General features: G+C 73.2%; 16 protein-coding genes. 5 read left to right on the forward strand and 11 right to left on the reverse strand.

What is annotated here, in order from left to right; all coding sequences use genetic code 11:
• Positions 1-70 precede the first annotated feature (70 nt).
• The 7 genes from AAG589_RS14825 to AAG589_RS14855 form a co-directional block, all read right to left on the reverse strand.
• Positions 71-1387 (reverse strand): ABC transporter substrate-binding protein, encoded by a 1317-nt coding sequence (locus AAG589_RS14825; protein ID WP_430568048.1) that lies wholly within the window; start codon positions 1385-1387, stop codon positions 71-73.
• A gap of 381 nt (positions 1388-1768) precedes the next feature.
• Positions 1769-3268: a mannitol dehydrogenase family protein gene (locus AAG589_RS14830; RefSeq protein WP_430568049.1), complete on the reverse strand. Its 1500-nt coding sequence runs from the start codon at positions 3266-3268 to the stop codon at positions 1769-1771.
• Entirely contained in the window at positions 3258-4184 is a 927-nt protein-coding gene (locus AAG589_RS14835) for an ABC transporter permease (protein WP_430568050.1), read from the reverse strand. Before AAG589_RS14835 ends, AAG589_RS14830 begins: the two co-directional genes overlap by 11 nt.
• Positions 4181-5107, reverse strand: a complete 927-nt coding sequence (locus tag AAG589_RS14840; RefSeq protein WP_430568051.1) for an ABC transporter permease — start codon at positions 5105-5107, stop codon at positions 4181-4183. The genes AAG589_RS14835 and AAG589_RS14840 overlap by 4 nt, the downstream gene beginning before the upstream one ends.
• The gene (locus tag AAG589_RS14845) at positions 5104-6231 is read right to left on the reverse strand and encodes an ABC transporter ATP-binding protein (RefSeq protein ID WP_430568052.1); all 1128 of its coding nucleotides are present in this window, start codon (positions 6229-6231) and stop codon (positions 5104-5106) included. Before AAG589_RS14845 ends, AAG589_RS14840 begins: the two co-directional genes overlap by 4 nt.
• Positions 6232-6238: 7 nt before the next feature.
• Positions 6239-7477 (reverse strand): extracellular solute-binding protein, encoded by a 1239-nt coding sequence (locus AAG589_RS14850; RefSeq protein ID WP_430568053.1) that lies wholly within the window; start codon positions 7475-7477, stop codon positions 6239-6241.
• Positions 7478-7565: 88 nt separating this feature from the next.
• Positions 7566-8564, reverse strand: coding sequence for a LacI family DNA-binding transcriptional regulator (locus tag AAG589_RS14855; protein ID WP_430568054.1), 999 nt, complete (start codon positions 8562-8564; stop codon positions 7566-7568).
• A gap of 212 nt (positions 8565-8776) precedes the next feature.
• On the opposite strand from AAG589_RS14855, the gene uxaC reads away from it, so the two are divergent.
• From uxaC to AAG589_RS14870, 3 genes are all read left to right on the forward strand, one after another.
• A complete protein-coding gene (gene uxaC, locus AAG589_RS14860) occupies positions 8777-10195 on the forward strand; it encodes a glucuronate isomerase (protein WP_430568055.1) in 1419 nt (472 codons plus the stop codon).
• Positions 10196-10307: 112 nt separating this feature from the next.
• Positions 10308-11441 (forward strand): mannonate dehydratase, encoded by a 1134-nt coding sequence (gene uxuA, locus AAG589_RS14865; RefSeq protein WP_430568693.1) that lies wholly within the window; start codon positions 10308-10310, stop codon positions 11439-11441.
• 98 nt (positions 11442-11539) lie between these two features.
• On the forward strand, positions 11540-13594 hold the full coding sequence (locus tag AAG589_RS14870) for an alpha-glucuronidase (protein WP_430568056.1): 2055 nt from the start codon (positions 11540-11542) through the stop codon (positions 13592-13594).
• A 21-nt stretch (positions 13595-13615) separates the two neighbouring features.
• On the opposite strand, the gene gap is transcribed toward AAG589_RS14870, so the two are convergent.
• The 3 genes from gap to AAG589_RS14885 form a co-directional block, all read right to left on the reverse strand.
• Complete coding sequence (gene gap / locus AAG589_RS14875; protein WP_430568057.1) at positions 13616-14614, reverse strand: type I glyceraldehyde-3-phosphate dehydrogenase; 999 nt, start codon at positions 14612-14614, stop codon at positions 13616-13618.
• Positions 14615-14738: 124 nt separating this feature from the next.
• The gene (locus AAG589_RS14880) at positions 14739-15695 is read right to left on the reverse strand and encodes a GlxA family transcriptional regulator (RefSeq protein ID WP_430568058.1); all 957 of its coding nucleotides are present in this window, start codon (positions 15693-15695) and stop codon (positions 14739-14741) included.
• Positions 15696-15704: 9 nt separating this feature from the next.
• Positions 15705-16604, reverse strand: coding sequence for an oxidoreductase (locus AAG589_RS14885; protein WP_430568059.1), 900 nt, complete (start codon positions 16602-16604; stop codon positions 15705-15707).
• A 150-nt stretch (positions 16605-16754) separates the two neighbouring features.
• Between AAG589_RS14885 and AAG589_RS14890 the strand changes: the two genes are divergently transcribed.
• Both AAG589_RS14890 and AAG589_RS14895 read left to right on the forward strand, forming a co-directional pair.
• On the forward strand, positions 16755-17186 hold the full coding sequence (locus tag AAG589_RS14890) for a winged helix-turn-helix transcriptional regulator (protein WP_430568060.1): 432 nt from the start codon (positions 16755-16757) through the stop codon (positions 17184-17186).
• 186 nt (positions 17187-17372) lie between these two features.
• Positions 17373-19094: a cellulase family glycosylhydrolase gene (locus AAG589_RS14895; RefSeq protein WP_430568061.1), complete on the forward strand. Its 1722-nt coding sequence runs from the start codon at positions 17373-17375 to the stop codon at positions 19092-19094.
• Positions 19095-19240: 146 nt separating this feature from the next.
• Here AAG589_RS14895 and AAG589_RS14900 read toward each other — a convergent pair whose 3' ends face one another.
• Complete coding sequence (locus AAG589_RS14900; protein WP_430568062.1) at positions 19241-21382, reverse strand: beta-galactosidase; 2142 nt, start codon at positions 21380-21382, stop codon at positions 19241-19243.
• Between the last annotated feature and the right edge of the window lie 34 nt (positions 21383-21416).

The raw sequence follows: 21416 nt of genomic DNA on the forward strand, positions 1-21416 counted from the left end.
CGCCCCCGCTCGGGGGACGCGTTCTGCGTCCCCCGAGCGGCGTCGAGCGTGGTGCCCGAAGTCACCGCAGTCACGACTGCTTCACCGCGCCGTCGGCGAAGGAGAACCACTGCGTGACGAACTCGTCGACCGTGATGTTGCCGTACGAGAGCTCCTCGCCGAGGCGCTTGAACTCGGCCTCGATCTCGCCGAAGCCCTCGACGGGCACGGGCGCGGACTCCGTCACGACGTCGCCGACGCTCTCCTCGTACTGCACGACCTGCTCGTCCACGGAGCCGGGCTCGACGTCCATCGCGTCGATCTGCTCCTGGACGGCGGGCACGCCCTTCGAGGTGCCGAAGATCTTGCCGACCTCCGGGTCGTTGACGAGGAAGTCGATGAGGGCCGCCGACGCCTCGGGCTGCGCGGTCTGGGCCGACGCCGAGAGCAGCATCGACGGCTTCCAGAACTGCTGCGGGCCGTTGTCGCCGGACGGCATCGGCAGCATCTGGATGTCCTGGCCCGACTCCGCCACGTAGCCGGCGAGGAAGTTGTCCCAGCTCGGCTCGGACGCCGACTGGTTGACGTGGAACCCGCCGAGCGGCTCGAGCTGCTTGGTCTTCTTGATCGGGAAGAACGCGTCGGCGTCCCGCAGCGGCTGGCCCAGGTTCAGCCACTCGGTCATCTGGGCCTCGTCGAAGTTCAGCTGCCCGTCGTCGGTGAACGGCTCCACGCCCTGCTGGACGAGCCACTGCAGGAAGAACCAGAAGGTGCCGGTGTAGTCCGCGCCGCTGTAGATCGCGGGCTTCTCGCCGGCGCCGGCCTTGGAGACCTCCTCCATCCAGGAGTTGAGGTCGTCCCAGGTGTAGCCCTCGGCGGGCGGCTCGACGCCGATCTTCTTCAGCACGTCGGCGTTGTAGAACAGCGCGAGCGTGTTGGTGCTGGTGGGCACGCCGTACTGGCTGCCGTCGATCTGCCCCGACGTGAGCAGCGAGTCCTCGATGCCGTCGACGTCGAGGTTCACGCCCTCCTGACCGTTGAGGTCGAGGAGCTGCCCGGTGGCGCCGTACTGGCGCAGGTAGGACAGGTCCATCTGGATCACGTCGGGCAGGGCGCCGCCGGCGGCCTCGGTGGCCCGCGCGGTCCAGTAGGCGTCCCAGTCCTGGAACTGGGTCTGCACCGTGATGTTGGGGTGGTCCTTCTCGAACAGGTCCACCGCCTTCTCGTACATCTCGGCACGGGCGGGCTCGCCCCACCACGCCAGGGAGATGGTGATGTCCTCGTCGGTGCTCACCTTCTCCGCGGAGCCGGGCTCCGCGGGGTCGGTGCCGCCTCCGCAGGCGGTGAGGGTGAGGGCGACGGCGACCATCGCCGCGGCCGCGCCGGCGGCCTTCCGCGTGATCCTCATGTGAGCCTCCTCGCTCGTCGATCGTCCACGATCGTCGGCGACGAGGACGCCCCGTTGACCCCTCGTTCGGCTGCCGACTGAATCGATAAAACAGGATTCGGTAAGCGTTGTCCAGCCCCGAGGTGCTCCGAGTCACATCACGATCCGGAAACGAGGCCGACACGTTCCCGAGGCGACGGTCCCTGACCGCCCGTCGTCGGGGGCCGTCCGGCACGTCGTCGTGTGATCGCTCACAACCGGCGGGCAGCCTACGTCGTCGCCCCGCGGCCGGACGAACCCGCAGGCGAGGGCGTGACGTGTCAGAGCCAGGTGGGGCTCTGGCCCCACCTGGCTCTGACAGCTCGCGGGATCTCGTGGTGACCGCCCCGGGCGAGGGTGGGCTCAGACCTCCGCGAGCGCGGGGACCTGGGCCAGCACCGCGTCCACGAGCCGGCCGTCCGCGCCGACGCCGTCGGGCAGCAGGCCGGGGAGGGCCAGCAGCGCCCGCGCGGCGTCCGCGGGCGAGGCCGCCGCGGCGTCGCCGCCGCCGGCCTCGGCCACGACGTCGGCCAGCTCCCGCGCGCGCGGGTCGTCGACCAGCCGCCCGACGGCGGCCTCCCGGCGCACCACCTCGCTCCAGGCCGCGAGCCCGAACGCCGCCCCCGCCGGCACCGCGCCCGTCGCCAGGCGGTCCGCGACGATGCCGCCCCAGCGGAACGGGATCTTCTGGGTGCCGTCCATGGACACCTGCAGCGTGGTGTGGCCGGTCGCCGGGTTGGCGAACCGCTCGAGCAGCGACTCGGCGTACGCGCGCAGGTCGGCGCCGTCCGGCGGGAGGAGCGTCGGCAGCGCGTCGTCCAGCATGAACGCGCGGGCCCGCTCGTGCAGCGCCGGGTCGGTCACGGCCTCCGCGAGCGTGGCGTGCCCGGCCAGCCGCCCGGAGTACGCGAGCAGCGAGTGCGTGCCGTTGAGCAGGCGCAGCTTGGCCTGCTCCCAGGGCGCGACGTCGTCGGTGAAGGTCGCGCCGGCCTCCTCCCAGGCGGGGCGCGGCCCGGCGAACCGGTCCTCGATCACCCACTGGCGGAACGGCTCGCCGACGACCAGGCCCTCGTCGCGCGCGCCCAGCTCGCGCTCGACGGAGTCCCGCTGCTCGGGAGTCGTGGCCGGCACGATCCGGTCGACCATCGAGCACGGGAACGCGACGTCGGCCGCGAGCCACGACCGCAGCCCGTCGCCCCGCGCGCCCGGCAGCGCCGCGTCCACGGCCTCGCCGACGAGCCGCTCGAGCACCCGCCCGTTGTCGACCATGTTGTCGCAGGTCAGCACCGTGATCGGACGCCGCTCCCCCGCCGCCTGCGCCGCGCGCCAGCGGGCCGCGAGCCCGCGCACCAGCAGGCCGACCGCCGTCGCGCCCGCCCGAACCTCGTCGTCGGGGTCCGCCTGCTCGTCGGCCAGGGCGTCGAGGTCAGGGCGCACCCGCTCGACGTCGAGCCCGCCGTCCGCGCCACGGACGTACCCCTTCTCCGTGACGGTGAGCGTCACGACGTGCGTCGTGGGCGCCGCGATCGTCGCCAGCACGCGCGCGGTCTCCTCCGCGGGCCACGCGACGTCGAGCACCGCCCCCACCAGGTCCAGCCGGGACTCGTGCGTCCCCGCGGTGAGCACCGAGTAGACGCCGCCCTGCGGACGCAGCTGGTCGCGCACGGACGCCGACCGCTGCGTGACGCCGAGGATGCCCCAGCGGCGGTCTCCGGTGGCACGGGCAGCCAGCTCCGTGAACACGGCCTGGTGCGCGCGGTGGAACGCGCCGATCCCCAGGTGCACGATGCCCACCTGGTCCGGGGTGACGGGCGCGTCGAGGTGCGCGGGGAGGGCGGAACGGTGGAGTCGGTCAGTCGTCACGGGCTTCCTTCACTTGGGCGACCAGCTGGGTCGGGTTCACGAATCTCAGGGCGGCCACGAGCATGACGAGCATCGTCGCCGTGTACATGACCGCCATGGCGGAGACGAGCTGGCGGGCCTCGCCGCCGCCCGCCGACGTCATGGCGCGGTAGATCGCCACGACGAGCGTGTCGGACTGCGGGCCCGACACGAGGAACGTCAGCTCGAACATGCCCACGGTGCGCACCAGCACGAGGATCGACGCGGCGAGGATGCCGGGCACCAGCAGCGGGGCCAGGATCCGGGTGAACACCTGCCGCATCCCCGCGCCGCACATGCGGGCCGCGGACTCGATGGCGGGGTTGATCTGCTCGATGAACGGCGTCATCGTCAGGATGACGAACGGCACCGACGGCACCAGGTTGACGAGGATCACCGCGATCACGGAACGGCCGAGGCCGAACGCGTACATCACGGTGGCGAGCGGGATGCCGAACGTGATGGGCGGCATGAGGATCGGCAGCAGGAACAGCACGTTCACGAGCCGCTTGCCGGGGAAGTTCCGCCGCGCCAGCAGGTAGGCCGCCGGCACGCCGATGAGCACCGACAGCACGACGACGGCGAGCGCCACCCCCACCGTCACGCCCACCACGTGCGTGAGGTCGAACCGGTCCCACGAGCTCGCGTACCACTCGGTGGTCCACTCGGCCGGCAGCCACGTGTCGAACCAGGACCGGCCGAACGAGTCCACGACCACGGCCGCGATGATCCCGAGCAGGAACACGAGGAACGCGGCCATCCCCGCCCACACGAACCAGGTGGACGGCGACGCCGCCAACGACCGCTCGCCCGGGGGCCGGCCCGCCGCGCCCCGCGCGCGGGGCTGCGTGTCCTGCGGCGCGTCCGACGTCGTCGTCGGGCTCTCCAGCGCGCTCATCCCTTGCCTCCCGTCGATCCCTTGTAGAGCAGCGACCGCCAGGCGAGCACGACCGCCACGACGATCAGCTCGACGACGCCCATCATCAGCGCGATCGTCGAGGCCATCGCGTAGTCGTTCTGCTCGCCGAAGGCGCGGAACGCCATGAGCGACATCACGCGCGTGGAGCCCATCGCGTCGCCGACGAGGCGGGCGGACGGGAACACCGAGAACGCCAGCACGAAGGTGAGGATGAACGTGGTGGCGAGGCCGGGCGCGAGCAGGGGCAGGGTGATCCGCCGGAACCGCTGCCACCAGCCGGCGCCGAGCGTGCGGGCCGCCGAGTCGAGCGACGGGTCGATGCCCGACAGGTAGCTCGACACCAGCAGGAACGCGAACGGGAAGCCCGTGATGATCAGCGAGAACATGACGCCGGTGTAGTTGTTCACGAGCTGCACCGGCTGGTCCACGAGGCCGGTGGCGAGCAGGAACCGGTTGAGCCAGCCCTGCCGCCCCGCGAAGATCAGCAGGCCCTGCGCGGTGAGCACGGTGCCGAGCGTGATCGGCAGCACCAGCACCGACGTCATGAACCGCTTGAAGCGGAACCTGCGGCGCAGCACCATCGCCACGGGGATCGACGCGAGCACGTTGAACAGCGCCGCCGGCAGGGCCAGGCGCATCGTGATCCAGATCGAGTCGAAGACGAACGGGTCGCGGAAGAACGCCACGTAGTTCGCCAGGATCCCGCCGCCCCACTGCTGCTGGGTGGCGGCGCTCGGCTGGAAGGTGAGCCCGATCCCGTACGAGAACGGGTACACGAACAGCACGAGCGCGAAGACCAGCGCGGGCACCATGAGCCACAGCGAGGAGTCGATGCCCCGCTCGGCCAGCCGGTGCCGCAGGCTCGCGGTGCTGCGCGCCGGGCGGTCGGCGACGGCGGTCATGCCGCGGTCACCGCCTCCGCCCGGTCGGCGGCCGCCGGCGCCGCCGAGAGCTCCGCCGGGAAGACGAGCACCCGGTCGGCCGCCGCGGTGAGGCGCACGGCGTCGCCCACCGCGGGCGCGCTGGGCGTGCGCACGTGCAGCGTCGTCCCGTCCGCCGTCTGGACCACCACGGCGAACTCCCGGCCGTGGTACTCGACGACCGCCACGACGCCCTCGACGGCGTTGCCGTCGCGCGGCTCCTGGCCGTCCGCGAGCACCGTGAGGTCGTCCGGCCGCACCGCCACCCGGACGTCGTCGCCCGCCGCGACGCCCTCGCCGACGGGCCGCCCGCGCAGCGTCAGCCCGCCGACCCGGACGCGCGCGCCGTCGTCCAGCGTGCCGGCGAGGATGTTGCGGTAGCCCATGAAGTCCGCGACGTGCCAGTTGCGCGGGTGGTCGTAGAGGTCGTCGGGCGTGCCGACCTGCTGCACCCGCCCCTCGCGCAGCACGACGAGCCGGTCGGCCAGCGACAGCGCCTCCTCCTGGTCGTGCGTCACGTAGATCGTGGTGAGCCCCAGCTCCTGGTGCAGCCGCCGGATCTCCGTGCGCATGTCGAGCCGCAGCTTCGCGTCGAGGTTCGACAGCGGCTCGTCCATGAGCACCAGCGAGGGCTCCAGCACCACCGCGCGCGCGATCGCGACGCGCTGCTGCTGGCCCCCGGAGAGCTGGCCGGGCAGCTTCTTCGCGTGGTCCTCGAGCTTCACCAGCCCGATCGCCTCCGCGACCCGCCGCGAGATCTCCGCCCGGGGCAGGCCGCGCATCTGCAGCCCGAACGCGACGTTCTTCTCCACGGTGAGGTGCGGGAACAGCGCGTAGCTCTGGAAGACCATCCCGAAGCCGCGCTTCTCGCTGGGCACCGTGTCGACGCGGCGCCCGTCGAGCAGGATCTGCCCGTGGGTCAGCGGGAGCAGGCCCGCGAGGCAGTTGAGCGCCGTCGACTTGCCGCAGCCCGACGGGCCGAGCAGGGCGATGAACTCGCCCGCCCGGACCGTCAGGTCGAGGCCCGCCAGCGCCTGGTGGCCGCCGAAGCTGCGCCCGACGTCGCGCAGCTCCAGCGACGAGAACGTGCCGGCCGTGATCGCCATGGAGACCTCACTCCTCCGTGTACTTGCCGGCGCCGACCTCGCGGTCCCAGATGTCGAAGGCCTTGACCATCGCGTCCGGGGCGAGCGGCGTCGTGGACGGTGCCGACTCGATGAGGTCGTCGTACCAGTCGCGGCCGTACTTCGCGATGGTGTCCTGCGACTCCTGGGGCGCCTTGTCGAGCGTGGCGCCCTCGACGGCCGGGCCGGGGTAGAAGTAGCCGTGGTCGTACGCCTTGGCGTTCTGCTCCGGCGTGAGGATGTCCTGCAGCAGCAGGAGGATCGCGGAGATCTTGTCCGCCGACTGCCCCTTCGGGATCGCGGCGTAGTGCGCGTCCGTCACCCAGGTGAAGTCGTCGAACGCGGCCGCCTCGAGCGTGTTCGGCAGCCGGCCGTCGGTGCGCGGCTCGATCTCCCAGCCCGTCGTCGTCGGGATCATGCTCCACGTGCCGTCGCCGACGTTGGTCACGACCTGGCCCGTGCCGGTCGGGTAGTTGTCGACGTACTGGCCGAGCTCCTTGAGGTAGGCCCAGGTCTTGTCCCAGCCCTTCTCCGGGTCCTTGGGGTCCTTGTCGCCCAGGATGTACGGCAGGCCCATGAGGAACGTGCGGCCGGGGCCCGAGTTCGCGGGGCGCGCGTACCCGAACTTGCCGGGGTTCGCCTTGGCCCAGTCGAGCAGCTCCTGCGGGGTGGACGGCGGGTCGGTCACGACCTTCGGGTCGTACTGCAGCAGCGGCCCGGACGGGTAGTACGTGACGACGACGCCGTACCCCTCCGCGAGATCCTGCATCGCCGCGGCGGGCTCCAGGTAGTTCTCCTGGTTCGACAGGCGGTCGCCGAAGTCGTCGACGACGGGCACCCACAGGTCCTGCGCGATGCCCGCGGACAGGCCGTCGTTGCCGGTCAGCACCAGGTCCACCGAGAGGTTCCCGGAGTCCACCTGGGGCTTGACGATGCCGGTGACGTCGGGCGCGCCGCCGGTCTCCCAGGTGACGGACGAGATGACGTCGGGGTGCGCCTCGACGAACGCGTCGACCATCGGCTCGGTGAGCTTCTGGTTGCCCGCGACGTCGAGGATGTGCAGCTCGACGGGCTCCGACGGGGTGTCGGGGACCTCGGCCGCGTCGGTCACGGCGGGGCCGCTGCCGCCGCCGTCCGCGGCGGGCGGGGCGCAGGCGGCGAGCAGGAGCCCGAGGCCGGCGGCGCCGACGACGGCGACGGTGCCGGCGTGGGAGCGGGTGGGTCGCATGACTACCTTCCTTCCCCCGGGCGACGGTGCCCGGGAACGGTGCCCCTGCGTCGACGTCGGCGCGGGGACGGGAGTGCCGGGGTGCACGTCATGCCGGCGGGACCCCGGTCGAATCGCGGATCACGAGCTCGGCCGGCAGCCGGTGCCGGGCGCTCGCGAGGGCCCGGTCGTCGACGTGCCCGGTGTCGAGCCAGGAGAGCAGCAGGTCGACGGCGCGCCTGCCCAGCCCCGTGCGGGGCACCCGCACGGTGGTCAGCGCCGGCGAGACGAGCGTCGCGACGTCGACGTCGTCGTACCCGACGACGGACACGTCCTGCGGCACCTTCACGCCGCGGCCGCGCAGGCGGTCGAGGATGCCGAGCGCCATGAGGTCGTTGAACGCGACGACGGCGGTGACGCCCTGCGCCACCGCATGGTCGGCGGCGGCGAAGCCGCCCGAGAAGTAGGGCCGGAACGAGCCGAGCTCGACGACGGTCACGTCGCCCAGCCGCTCCGCGGCGACCCGCAGGCCGTCGAGCCGGCGCGCGCCGGACCAGGAGGTCGCGGGGCCGGCGGCCACGCCGACCTTCCGGTGACCCAGCGCGTGCAGGTGCCCGAGCACCTGCGCGATCCCGTCGGCGTCGTCGACGGCCACGGACGGGAGGTCCACCATGTCCCGGCTGACCAGCACGACCGGCAGCTGCGCGACGGCCTTGCGCAGCGTGTCGTCGTCCGACCGGGGCGACGCCAGGACGATGCCGTCCACCCGCCGGGCGAACTGCGCGACCAGCCCCGGCTCCGCCGTCGGGTCCTCCTCCGAGTCGGCGACGAACACCGGGTAGCCGGCGGCCCGGGCGCGCGCCTGGACGCCCTTCGTCACCGAGGCGAAGTACGGGTTCTCGAGGTCCGGGACCAGCAGCCCGAGGGTGTGGCTGCGCCCCAGCCGCAGCCCGCGAGCCGTCGGGTTGGGCGTGTAGCCGAGCCGCTCGGCCGCCGCCAGCACCCGCTCCCGGGTGGCGGAGGAGACCTGCGCCGGCGCGGTGAGCGCCCTCGACACCGTCGACACGGAGACGCCCGCCAGCTGCGCCACGTCGTGCGCGTTCGCCATCGAAGCTCCCCTCGTGCGCCGTCGGCCTGCGGTCAGTCTGCAAACGATCCCGACGGGCGTCAACCCCTGATTCACCGGAGGGGTTGCGTTCTCCCGCACGCCCACGGCACGATGTCTGCAATCGATCCCAAGCCGCCGCTCCCGGCCGCCGGGAGCCGACCCGGACGTGGCGACGCCGCCGCGGGCCCGGACGATTCGACGAGGAGACGCACGTGGACGAGCGCTGGACCCTGCACCCCGACCGGGCCCTGCCCGCCGACCCGACCACCCGGCCGCTGGCCCGGGAGATCTACGCCGCGGTGCGCGACCTGCCGATCGTGTCGATGCACGGCCACGTGCCCGTCGAGTGGTTCGCCGACGACGCGCCGTTCGGCGACCCGGCCCAGCTCGTCGTCGTGCCCGACCACTACCTCACGCGGATGCTGGTCTCCCAGGGCGAGACGCTGCCGCGCCTCGGCGTCGGCTCCACCGAGGACGAGGCCGTCGAGACCGACCCGCGGGAGATCTGGCGCCGCTTCTGCGCCGGCTGGAAGCACTTCCGCGGCACGCCCACCCGGTACTGGCTCGAGCACGTGCTGGTGGAGATCTTCGGCGTCACGCAGCGCCCGTCGGCCGAGACCGCCGATGCCCTGTACGACCAGGTCACGGCGCGCCTCGCCGAGCAGGAGTTCCGCCCCCGCGCGCTGCTCGACGCCTTCAACATCGAGGTCATCGCCACGACCGACCCCGCCTGGGCGACGCTCGACGCGCACGCCAAGCTCGCCGCCGACGGCTACGGCGACCGCGTGCTGCCGACGTTCCGGCCCGACCCGCTGCTGCACGTCGACCGTGCGACGTGGCGCGACGACGTCGCGCGGCTCGGTGAGGCGGCCGGCGTCGATATCACGTCGTACGACCGCTACCTCGAGGCCCTGCGCACGCAGCGCGAGCGGTTCGTCGCTGCGGGCGCGCGCGCCACCGACCACGGCCACCTGTACGCCGACACCACGCCGCTGGACGACGCCGAGGCGCGTCGCATCCTCGACGCCGCGCTGGCCGGCACCGTCACGGCCGCCGAGGCGCAGGCGTTCAGCGGGCACATGCTGTTCCAGATGGCCGCGATGTCGACCGAGGACGGCCTGGTCATGCAGCTGCACCCGGGCGTGCTGCGCGACCACGCAAGCGCCCCGTTCGCCGCGTTCGGCCCGGACAAGGGTTACGACATCCCGGTGGTCACCGAGTTCACGCGCTCGCTGCGGCCCGTGCTGGACGCCTTCGGCCACCACCCGGGCTTCCGCATGATCGCGTTCACGGTGGACGAGGACGTGTACTCGCGCGAGCTGGCGCCGCTGGCGGGCGTCTACCCGGCCCTGCGCCTCGGCGCGCCGTGGTGGTTCCTGGACGCGCCCGACGCGATGCGGCGGTTCCGCGAGGCCGCCACGGAGACGGCCGGGTTCAGCAACATGAGCGGCTTCGTGGACGACACCCGCGCGTTCTGCTCCATCCCGGCGCGGCACGACCTGGCCCGCCGCGTCGACGCCGGCTACCTGGCCCGGCTGGTGGCGGAGCACCGCCTCGACCTGGACGAGGCGCTCGACGTCGCCGCCGACCTGACCTACCGCCTGCCCCAGGCGGCCTACTCCCGCCCTTGACCCACGTTGTGAGCGGGCGTTTGGCCCTGTCTCTTCGCCGAAACGGGGCCAAACGCCCGCTCACAACGCATCGGGTCGACGCACGACGAGCACTTGGAGTCACGCAGTGAAGATGGGTTTCCGCTGGTACGGCGAGGGCAACGACACGGTCACCTTGGACCACGTCCGGCAGATCCCGGGCGTCGAGACGGTCGTGTGGAGCCTGCACCACAAGCAGGCCGGCGAGGTGTGGGAGCAGGAGGAGATCGACGCCGAGGTGGCGCGCATCACCGGGCTCTCCGACGAGGCCCGCGCCCGCGGCGTCACGCGCACGCTGGACGCCGAGGTGGTCGAGTCCGTCAACGTGCACGAGTCGATCAAGCTGGGACGCACGGTGCTCGGCCTCAGCCGTGACGAGGCGATCGAGAACTACGTGACGACGATCCGGCGGCTCGGCCGGGCCGGCGTCAAGGTGGTCTGCTACAACTTCATGCCCGTCTTCGACTGGCTGCGCACGGACCTGTGGCACCCGCTGCCGGACGGCTCCACCGCGCTGTACTTCGAGAAGGCCGTCGTGGACGAGATGACGCCCGAGGGTCTCATCGCCGACATGGAGGCCGGGTCGCACGGGCTCACGCTGCCCGGCTGGGAGCCCGAGCGGCTCGCGGGCTTCACCGAGCTCAACGCCGCGTACGAGGGCGTCACGCACGAGGACATGTACGCGAACTACCGGTACTTCCTCGACGCCGTGATCCCGGCGTGCGAGGAGGCCGGGATCAAGCTGGGCGTGCACCCGGACGACCCGCCATTCGACGTCTTCGGCTGGCCGCGCGTCGTCTCGACGCCGGACGACCTGCAGCGCGTGCTGGACCTGCACCCGAGCCCGCACCACGGCCTCACCCTGTGCCTGGGGAGCTTCTCGGCCAACCCTGCGCAGGCCCCGCTCGCCGCGGACACGGTGCGCCGGTTCATGGACCGGATCCACTTCACGCACGTGCGCAACATCAAGCACTTCCCGAACGGTGACTTCACCGAGGTGGGGCACCGTGCGTGCGAGGGCGACGTCGACACCACCGGCATCATGAAGGCGTACGCCGAGGCCGGGTACACGGGCTACGTGCGCCCCGACCACGGCCGCCACCTGTGGGACGAGAACACCACGAACAAGCCGCGGCCCGGCTACGGTCTGTACGACCGCGCGCTGGGCGTGCAGTACCTGCTCGGCGCCTGGGACGCGTTCCGCTACACCGCGCCCACCGTTCGATGAGCACCGACCGCTGAGCGCCGCCGCGGGCCCGAGACGTCGTCGTCCCGGGCCCGCGGCCTCTCGCACCGACTCCGACCAGACCCGAGGGGAACCCGCCGATGCGTTCCGAAATCGTTGTCGATCCCGCTCCGCACCCGGCCTGGCTGCCCGACGGCGCGCTGGCCGCGGTCGGCCGCCGCCGCGTCGGGCTCCGCCTTCCCGAGCTGTCAGGACCGGCGCGCGATATACCCGGCGCTGATCCTGACAACTCGGCGGAGGTGGCCTCGACCCTGCGCGCGGAGGTCGATCGCGCGACGACGGCGCACGGCGGAGGCGTCGTCGACCCGGACGACTCCCCCGACCTGCTCCTCACCCTGAACCCGGACCGGCACGGGTTCCGGTTCGTGCGCGACGGCGGCCGAGTCACCGTCGCGGCCTCGACCCCGACGGCGCTGCTCCACGGCTGGTTCCACGTCGTCCGGCTCGGCGAGGCGGCGTTCACCGGGCCGGACGCCGACGAGCGGCACTCCCCCGCGTTCGCGCTGCGCGTGCTGGACCACTGGGACAACGTCGACGTGCACCCGGTGATGGGGCAGGTCGAGCGCGGGTACTCCGGCGGGTCGATCTTCTACGCCGACGGCCGGGTGCGCGACGACCTGTCCCGCGTCACGACCTACGCCCGGCTGCTCGCCGCGGTCGGCATCGACCGCGTCTGCATCAACAACGTCAACGTGCACGCCCGCGAGGCGCGGCTGCTCACCGACGACCTGCCCGACGTCGCTCGGGTCGCGGCCGCCCTGCGGCCGTACGGCGTGCGCACCCACCTCGCGGTGAGCTTCGCCGCGCCCATGACGCTCGGCGGCCTGCCGACGTCCGACCCGCTCGACGACGACGTCCGCGCCTGGTGGCGCGCCGCCGCCGACCGGGTCTGGGCGACGATCCCCGACTTCGGCGGCTTCGTCGTCAAGGCCGACTCGGAGGGCCAGCCCGGGCCGTTCGCGTACGGGCGCGACCACGCCGACGGCGCGAACCTGCTGGCCGAGGCCGTGGCCCCGCACGGCGGCGTCGTGCACTGGCGGGCGTTCGTCTACGACCACACCCAGGACTGGCGCGACCGCTCCACCGACCGCGCCCGGGCAGCCCACGACCACTTCGCGCCGCTCGACGGGCGCTTCGCGGACAACGTCGTCGTGCAGGTCAAGCACGGGCCGATGGACTTCCAGACCCGCGAGCCGGTCTCCCCCGTGCTCGCCGCCATGCCCGCCGCCCGCCTCGCGATCGAGCTCCAGGTCACGCAGGAGTACACCGGCCAGCAGCGGCACGCCTGCTACCTCGCGCCCTGGTGGAGCGAGAACCTCGGCTTCCGGCCCTGGGGTGGCGAGGGGGACGACGGACGGGCGGTGCGGGACGTCGTCGCGAGCGGCGGGATCGCCGCCGTCTCGAACGTGGGCGACGACCGGTTCTGGACCGGGCACCCGCTGGCCCAGGCGAACCTGTACGCCTTCGGGCGGCTCGCGTGGGACCCGACCCTCGACCCGGCGACGGTCCTCGACGAGTGGGTCGGCCTGACGTTCGCCGGCCCGGACGGCGCCGTGCACCCCCGCGTCCGGGAGGTGCTGCACGCCGTCCTCGACGACTCGTGGCGCACCTACGAGGCGTACACCGCGCCGCTCGGCGTCGGGTTCATGGTGCGGCCCGGCCACCACTACGGCCCGGACGTGGACGGCTACGAGTACACCCCGTGGGGCACGTACCACTTCGCCGACCGCGACGGGATCGGCGTGGACCGCACCCGCGCCACCGGCACCGGGTTCACCGGCCAGTACCCGGCGCCGTGGCGCGACGTGTACGAGGACCTCGCCACCTGCCCCGACGAGCTGCTGCTGTTCTTCCACCACGTGCCGTACTCGCACGTGCTGCACAGCGGCGTCACGGTGATCCAGCACCTCTACGACACGCACTTCGCCGGGGTCGAGCGGGTGCGCGAGATGGTCGCGGCGTGGGAGTCGCTGGCCGACCTGGTGCCCGCTGCCGTCCCGGCCGACGTCGACGCCCGCGTCCGCGAGCGCCTCGCCGAGCAGCTCCGGTCGGCCGTCGAGTGGCGCGACCAGATCTACACGTACTTCTTCCGGAAGTCCGGGATCCCCGACGCCCACGGCCGCACGATCTACTGATCGCGCGGCCGACGGGCCAGGTCAGCCGGCGGCGAGCAGCTCGAGCGTGTCGACGACGCGGTGGGAGAAGCCCCACTCGTTGTCGTACCAGGCCACGACCTTCACGTGCCGGCCGTCGACGCGCGTCAGCAGCGAGTCGAAGACGGACGACGCCGGGTTGCCGGTGATGTCCGACGAGACCAGCGGGTCCTCGGAGTACTCGAGGACCCCGGCCAGCCGGCCCTCCGCGGCCTGCCGGTAGGCGGCGAGCACGTCGTCGCGCGTCACGTCCCGCGCGACGGCGGCGTTGAGCTCGACGATCGAGCCCACGGGTACCGGGACGCGGATCGAGTCGCCCGAGAGCCGGCCGTCGAGGCGGGGCAGCACCAGCCCGATCGCCTTGGCGGCGCCGGTCGTGGTCGGCACGATGTTCACGGCGGCGGCGCGGGCCCGGCGGGGATCTCGGTGGGGGGCGTCCTGGAGGTTCTGCTCCTGGGTGTAGGCGTGCACGGTGGTCATGAACCCGTGCTCGATCCCGGCGAGGTCGTCGAGCACGGACGCGAGCGGGGCGAGCGCGTTGGTGGTGCACGACGCGTTGGAGACGATGGTGTGCGCCGCCGGGTCGTAGGCGTCCGTGTTGACGCCGGGGGCGAGCGTGACGTCGGCCCCGGCGGACGGCGCGCTCACGAGCACCTTGCGCGCCCCGGCGTCGAGGTGGGCGCGCGCCGCGTCGGCGGACGTGAAGCGGCCCGTCGACTCGAGCACGACGTCGACGCCCAGGTCGCGCCAGGGCAGCGCGGCGGGCTCGCGCTCCGCGAGCACCGCGATGCGGTGCCCGTCGACCACGATGGCGTCGTCCTCGGCCGTGACCGGGCGGCCCAGCCGCCCGGCCGTGCTGTCGAAGGCGAGGAGGCGGGCGAGGGCCGCGGGCGCGGTGAGGTCGTTGACGGCGACGAGCTCCAGGTCGCTGTCGCGCTCGAGCAGCGCGCGCAGCACGTTGCGGCCGATGCGGCCGAACCCGTTGATGGCGATGCGGGTCATGGGACGATCACTTCCTCTCGTGTCGCCCACCAGGCTCGCCGCCCGCGCACGACCGGGACACCGGCGCGCGCGCCACGGTCCGCAAGGATCTCGCCACCCCGGTTCTCCCTCGGCGGCCGCGCGCTCACTCCCCGCGGGCGAAGGTGCGCCGGTACTCGCTGGGCGTGGTGCCGAGGATGCGCCGGAAGTGCCCGCGCAGGTTGGCGCCCGTCCCGAGGCCGACGTCGGCGGCGATCTGCTCGACGCTGCGCTCCGAGCGCTCCAGCAGCTCGCGCGCCACGTCGACGCGGGCACGCAGCACCCACGCCATCGGCGTGTACCCGGTGTCGTCGGCGAACCGGCGCGAGAAGGTCCGCGGCGAGACGGCGGCGTGCCGGGCCAGGGCCTCGAGGGTCAGGTCGTCGGTCAGGTGGTGCAGCGCCCACTCCCGCGTGGCCGCGAAGCGCTCGCCCAGCGGCTCCGGCACGCTGCGCGGCACGTACTGCGCCTGGCCGCCGCTGCGGTACGGGGCCGCGACCAGCCGGCGCGCGGCGTGGTTCGACGCCGCGACGCCCAGGTCGCCGCGCAGCACGTGCAGGCACAGGTCGATGCCCGACGCCGCGCCCGCCGACGTGAGCACGCTGCCCTCGTCGACGAACAGCACGTTCTCGTCCACCCGCACCCGCGGGTGCTTGGCCGCCAGCGCGCGCGTGTAGTGCCAGTGCGTCGTGGCGCGCCGGCCGTCGAGCAACCCGGTCGCCGCGAGCGCGAAGGCCCCGGTCGAGATGGCGGCCAGCCGCGCACCGCGGTCGTGCGCCGCCAGCAGGGCGTCGACGACGGCGGGCGGCGGGTCGTCGCGGTCCGGGTGGCGGTATCCGGGGAGGAACACGACGTCGGCCCAGGCCAGCGCCTCGAGGCCGTGGTCCAGGTGGTAGGAGAGCCCGTCGCCGCCGGCGACCGGCCCGGGCGCCGCGGCGCAGGCCCGCACCTCGTAGGGCATGCTCGGGCGCGTCGTGAAGACCTGCGCGGGGATGCCGACATCGAGCGGCTTGGCGCCCTCCAGCACGAGGACGGCGACGCGGCGCTGGCGCTGTTCCGGCACGGGTCGAGCCTAGGCGCGGCCGGGCGGAAGGGTGGAGCGTCGTCCGATCGCGTCGAGGTCGGCCAGCTGCTCGGCGCTGAGGTGGAGGCCGGCGGCCGCGACGTTCTCCCGCAGGTGCGCCCGGCTCGACGTGCCCGGGATGACCAGCACGTTCGGGGACCGGTGCAGGAGCCAGGCGAGCGCGACCGCCGTCGGCGTCGTGCCCGCCGCGGCGGCCACCTTGGAGAGTGTCTCGGACTGGAGCGGCGTGAACCCGCCGAGCGGGAAGAACGGGACGAACGCGATGCCGTCGTCGGCGAGCCGGTCCACGAGGTCGTCGTCGCCGCGGTGGGCGAGGTGGAACATGTTCTGCACGGCCACGACCGGCGCGATCGCGCGGGCCTCGGCCACCTGCCCGGCGGTGACGTTGCTGACCCCGAGGTGACGGACCAGACCCTGCTGCCGGAGCCCGGCGAGCGTCTCGAACGCCTCGGCGAGCGACCCCTCGTGCGGGCCGGTCGCGTCGCCCATGCGCAGGTAGACGAGGTCGAGGGCGTCGACCCCGAGGCTCTCGAGGTTCTCCAGGACCTGGGCGCGCAGCTCCTCCGGACGCCGCGCGGTGGGCCAGCCGCCGGCGGCGTCGCGGCGTGCGCCGACCTTGGTGGCGACCAGCAGCTGGTCGGGGTACGGGTGGAGCGCCTCGCGGATCAGCCGGTTGGTCACCTGCGGGCCGTAGGCGGCGCTGGTGTCGAGGTGCGTCACGCCCAGCGCGACGGCCTCCCGCAGCACCGCGACCGCCTCGTCGGGGTCTCGAGGCGGTCCCATGACGCCGGGCCCGGCGAGCTGCATGGCGCCGTAACCCACCCTCGGGACGGCGCGGTCGCCGAGGGTCCAGGTGCCGCCGGGATGCGTGGGGGTCGTCGTGGTCATCAGGGTGCCTCTCGTCGTGGGACCGGTGGCGTGGCGCGCACCGGCCTCCAGTCTTGGTGGCATCCTCTCCTTGAGGAAGTAGGCACCTGAGAGTGCGTTGCTCCCCGTGTGAGGACGAAGGCGCGAGAGGCGAACGGCGAGGGAGACGAGATGACGACGATGCCGGCGGCCGAGCGGCGCGCCCGGGCGAAGGTCGAGTACGACGCGTTCCTGGCGGCGTGCCCCAGCCGGCAGCTGCTCGACCGGCTCTCCGACAAGTGGGTGGTCCTGGTCCTCTGCGCGCTCGGCGGGGAGGGGTCCGCCGGCGCGGGCGCGCCGCGCGCGATGCGCTACTCCGAGCTGTCCCGTCTCATCGCCGGCGTCAGCCAGAAGATGCTCACGCAGACGCTGCGGTCCCTCGAGCGGGACGGGCTGGTGACGCGCACGGTGGTGCCGACGGTGCCGGTGACGGTCTCCTACGAGCTCACCGACCTCGGTGCGTCCCTGCACGGCACGACCCGGCTGCTGCGGGCGTGGGCGCAGGACCACATGGACGCGGTGCTCGACCGGCGCGCGCAGTACGACGCGCTCGCCGCGACCTGACGGCGGCCGACGGCGTCCGGCGCCGGATCCGGAACGTTTCACCTCCTTGACAGGCACCGCCGCCTCCGCGAGGGTCGTCGAAGCGCTTCGACGCCCGGGTGCGCGACGATGCCGCGTGCGACGGCGTCGCCGCCTCCCGTCGTCGGGCGCGACGTCCACCACCCGTGCGCGACGAAGGGCACCACCGTGAAACGACCGCTCAGGACGACGCTCGCCGCCCTCGCGGCGGGGCTGGCGCTGACCGCCGGGCTCGCCGCCCCGGCCGGCGCCGCGCCGGCACACCCGCAGCACCCCGCTCACCCCGCGCACCCCCATCGCGCCGACGGCGCGGCCGCGACGGTGGCCGCGATGCAGCCCGGCTGGAACCTCGGCAACTCGCTCGACTCGGTGGGCCCGGACGAGACCGCCTGGGGCAACCCGCGCGTCACGCCGGAGCTGCTCGCCGCCGTCAAGGACGAGGGGTTCCGCAGCGTCCGCGTCCCCGTCACCTGGGACGACCACCAGGGCGGCGCCCCGGACTACGCCATCGAGGCGGACTACCTCGACCGCGTCGAGGAGGTCGTCGACCAGGCGCTGGCCGAGGACCTGTACGTGCTGCTCGACGTCCACCACGACTCGTGGATCTGGGCGAACGCGATGTCCTCCGACCCCGACACCGTGCGCGACCGCTTCCGCGCCACGTGGGAGCAGCTCGCCGAGCGCTTCCGCGACCACTCCGACCGGCTGCTCTTCGAGAGCCTCAACGAGCCGCAGTTCGCGGACGTGGAGGACGCGCAGGGCGACGTGCTGCTCGACGACCTCAACACCGTGTTCCACGAGGTGGTGCGCGCGTCCGGCGGCGGCAACGCCGACCGCGTGCTCGTGCTGCCCACCCTGCACACCAACGCGGGGCAGGAGCGGCTGGACGCGCTCGCCTCGACCATCGCGGCGCTCGACGACCCGCACCTCGCGGCGACCGTGCACTACTACGGCTACTGGCCGTTCAGCGTGAACGTCGCGGGCGGCACCCGCTTCGACGCCGACGCCCGCGCCGACATGACCGGCACGTTCGACCGCGTGCGCGACACGTTCGTCGACCGGGGCATCCCCGTGATCCTCGGCGAGTACGGCCTGCTCGGCTTCGACCGGCACACGGGCACCATCGAGCAGGGCGAGAAGCTGAAGTTCTTCGAGGAGCTCGGCCACCAGGCGCGGGAGGCCGGCGTCACGACCATGCTCTGGGACAACGGGCAGCACCTCGACCGCACCGGGTTCACGTGGAGCGACCCCGAGCTGTGGGCACACGTCTCCTCGAGCTGGACCACCCGGTCGGGCACGGCGTCCACCGACCAGGTGTTCGTGCGGCCCGGCGACGTCGCCCCGCAGACGGTCACGCTCGAACCGCACGGAACCACGATCGAGGGGCTGTTCCTCGACGGCGAGCCGGTCGCGACCGAGGACGCCGCCGTCGCCGGCGACGAGCTGACGCTGTCGGCCGCGTACCTCGAGCGCCTGATCGGCGACGGGTCGCACGGCGAGCACGCCACCCTGGAGGCGCGCTTCTCCGCGGGCATGCCGTGGCGGATCCACGTGATCGCAGCGGACACCCCGGTGCTCTCCGACGCCATGGGCTCCGTGGCCGAGGGGGTGTCGATCCCGACGCAGTTCCGCGGCGACCGCCTGGCCACCATGGCCTCCGTCGACGCCGCCGGGCAGCCGGTCGGACCGCAGAGCTGGACGCCGTTCCAGGAGTTCGACGCGTCGTTCGCCCCCGACGAGGAGGCCGGCGCCGTCCTGCTGCGCCCGGACTACCTCGCCACCCTGCCCGACGGCGCGCCCGTCTCGCTGACGTTCCACTTCTGGAGCGGCGACACCGTGGACTACACCGTCACGCGCAGCGGCGACACCGTCACCGGCGCCGCGAGGTAGTCCGAACCTCCGCGAGGTAGTCCGTACTTTCGCGAGGTAGTTCAGATTGCGGTGAGGTAGTTCGAACTACCTCACCGCAATCTGAACTACCTCGCGGGGTTGTGAACTACCTCGCGGGATCCGGAACTACCTCGCGGGGATCCTGACTACCTCGGCGGGTCCTCGCGCAGGAGGACGACGTCGGTCGGCTCCAGGCGGAGGGCCTCCCCCGCCTCGACGCGGCGGCCGGTGAGCAGGTCCGTGCCCGAGGCGTGCGCCGCGACGTCGACCGGCCACGTCGCATGGTTCAGGACGAAGGCGTACCGGCCGCCGGCGTTCTCACGGACGGCGAGCTCGACGTCCGGCGCGTCGGCGTACGGACCGACCAGTCCGTGCCGGTCGAGGACGCGCCGCACCACCCAGGCGACGCCCGCGTCGTCGAGCGCGGTCGCGACGTACCACGCTTCACCACCGCGCTCGTCGCCGTCGCGACCACCCGGCCGGTGCCGCGTCACCGCCGGCGTGCCCGCGTAGAACTCGGCGCCGTACGTCCCGACGACGTCGGCGCCCTCCGGCACGAGCACCTCGAACACGAGCGCGGCGTCGGACCGGGTCTCGACGGGCTCGACCGACGGAATCGCTGACTGAGCCTGTCGAGATCCAGGAACCGAGGTCTCGACAGGCTCGACCAGCGTGACCGGGTTGGTGACGCCCGGCTCGGCGGAGTCCGTCTCCTCGACGCGGACGCCGAACAGCCGGCCGAGCGGGCCCGGGGCGTCCATGAGGAACGCGTTCGCGTCCTCGTCGGCGCGGCCCGACCAGTACGACGCGAGCACCGAGCCCCCGCGCGCGACGACGCCCTCGAGCCGGTCGGCGACGTCGCCCTTGAGCACGTGCAGCATCGGCGCGAGCACCACGTCGTAGCGGTCCAGGTTGGCGGTGGCGGGCACGACGTCCACCTGGGCGCCCGCCTGCCACAGCGCGCGGTAGTAGGCGAGCACGGTGTCGACGTAGCGGGCGTGCCGGTTGAAGCCGTCGGTCATCTCGGCGGCCCACCAGGAGTCCCAGTCGAAGAGCAGCGCGACCCGCGCCGGCGTGCGGGCCCCCAGGACGGCGTCGCCCAGCGCGTCGAGCTCGGCCCCGAGCGCCGCGACCTCGCGGAACGCCCGGGTGTCCGTGCGGCCGGCGTGGTCGAGGACGGCGCCGTGGTACTTCTCGCACGCCCCCTTCGACTGCCGCATCTGGAAGTACAGGACCGCGTCGGCGCCGTGCGCGACCGCCTGCCACGACCACAGCCGCAGCACGCCCGGCCGCTTCACGGGGTTGACGTCCCGCGACGCGGTGATGGTCGGCGTCTGCTCCATCACCCAGAACGGCGCGCCGTCCTTGAGCCCGCGCATGACGTCGTGGGCCAGCGCCGTGCGGGCGTGCTCGCGCGGCCCGGGCGGGTAGTTGTCCCACGACGCGAAGTCCAGGTCGTCCGACCAGCGGTGGTAGTCGATCGGCCGGAACATGCCCATGAAGTTCGTGGTCACGGGCGTCGTCGCGTCGTGCTCGCGGATCCGCGCCTTCTCGTCGCGGAAGCTCGCCAGCATCGCGTCGGACATGAACCGCCGGTAGTCCAGCGTGATGCCCTGGAACGCGGTGTGGTCGGGGCCGCGCCAGTGCTCGCTGAGCATGTTGGGCGGCACGACCTGCTCCCAGTCGGTGAACGTGTGCGACCAGAACGCCGCGTTCCACGCGTCGTTGAGCCGCTCCAGGCTGCCGTACCTCTCCCGCAGCCATTCCCGGAACCCCGCGGCGCACAGGTCGCACCAGCAGCCGCCGTCGAACCCGCCGTACTCGTTGCCCACGTGCCACGCGACCAGCCCCGGCGTGCCCGCGTACCGCTCGGCGAGCCGACCCGCCAGCTCCGCGGACAGCCGCCGGTACACCGGCGAGCTGGGGCACGCGTTGTGCCGCTGCCCGTACACGTGCCGCCGGCCGGAGAAGTCGGTGCGCTCCACCTCCGGGTGGCGGTGGGCGAGCCACGGCGGCAGCGCCCCGGTGGACGTCGCGAGCACGATGTCGCGGCCCGCGGCCACCGTGCGCTCGACGACGGCGTCGAGCAGCGCGAAGTCGTACGTGTCCTCGTCGGGCTGCAGCGTCGCCCAGGAGAAGACGTTGAGCGTCACCGTGTCGATCGACGCCAGGTCGAACGCCGCGTGGTCGGCCTCCCACACCTGGCGCGGCCACTGCTCGGGGTTGTAGTCCCCGCCGTAGCGGACCTTCTGACCGGCGGGCAGCTGAGCGGACGGTGTGGCAGGCACGGACGTTCCTCCGGGACGGTGCGGGATGCGGATG

The organism is Isoptericola sp. F-RaC21 (genome assembly GCF_038593535.1).
GTDB lineage: Bacteria > Actinomycetota > Actinomycetes > Actinomycetales > Cellulomonadaceae > Isoptericola.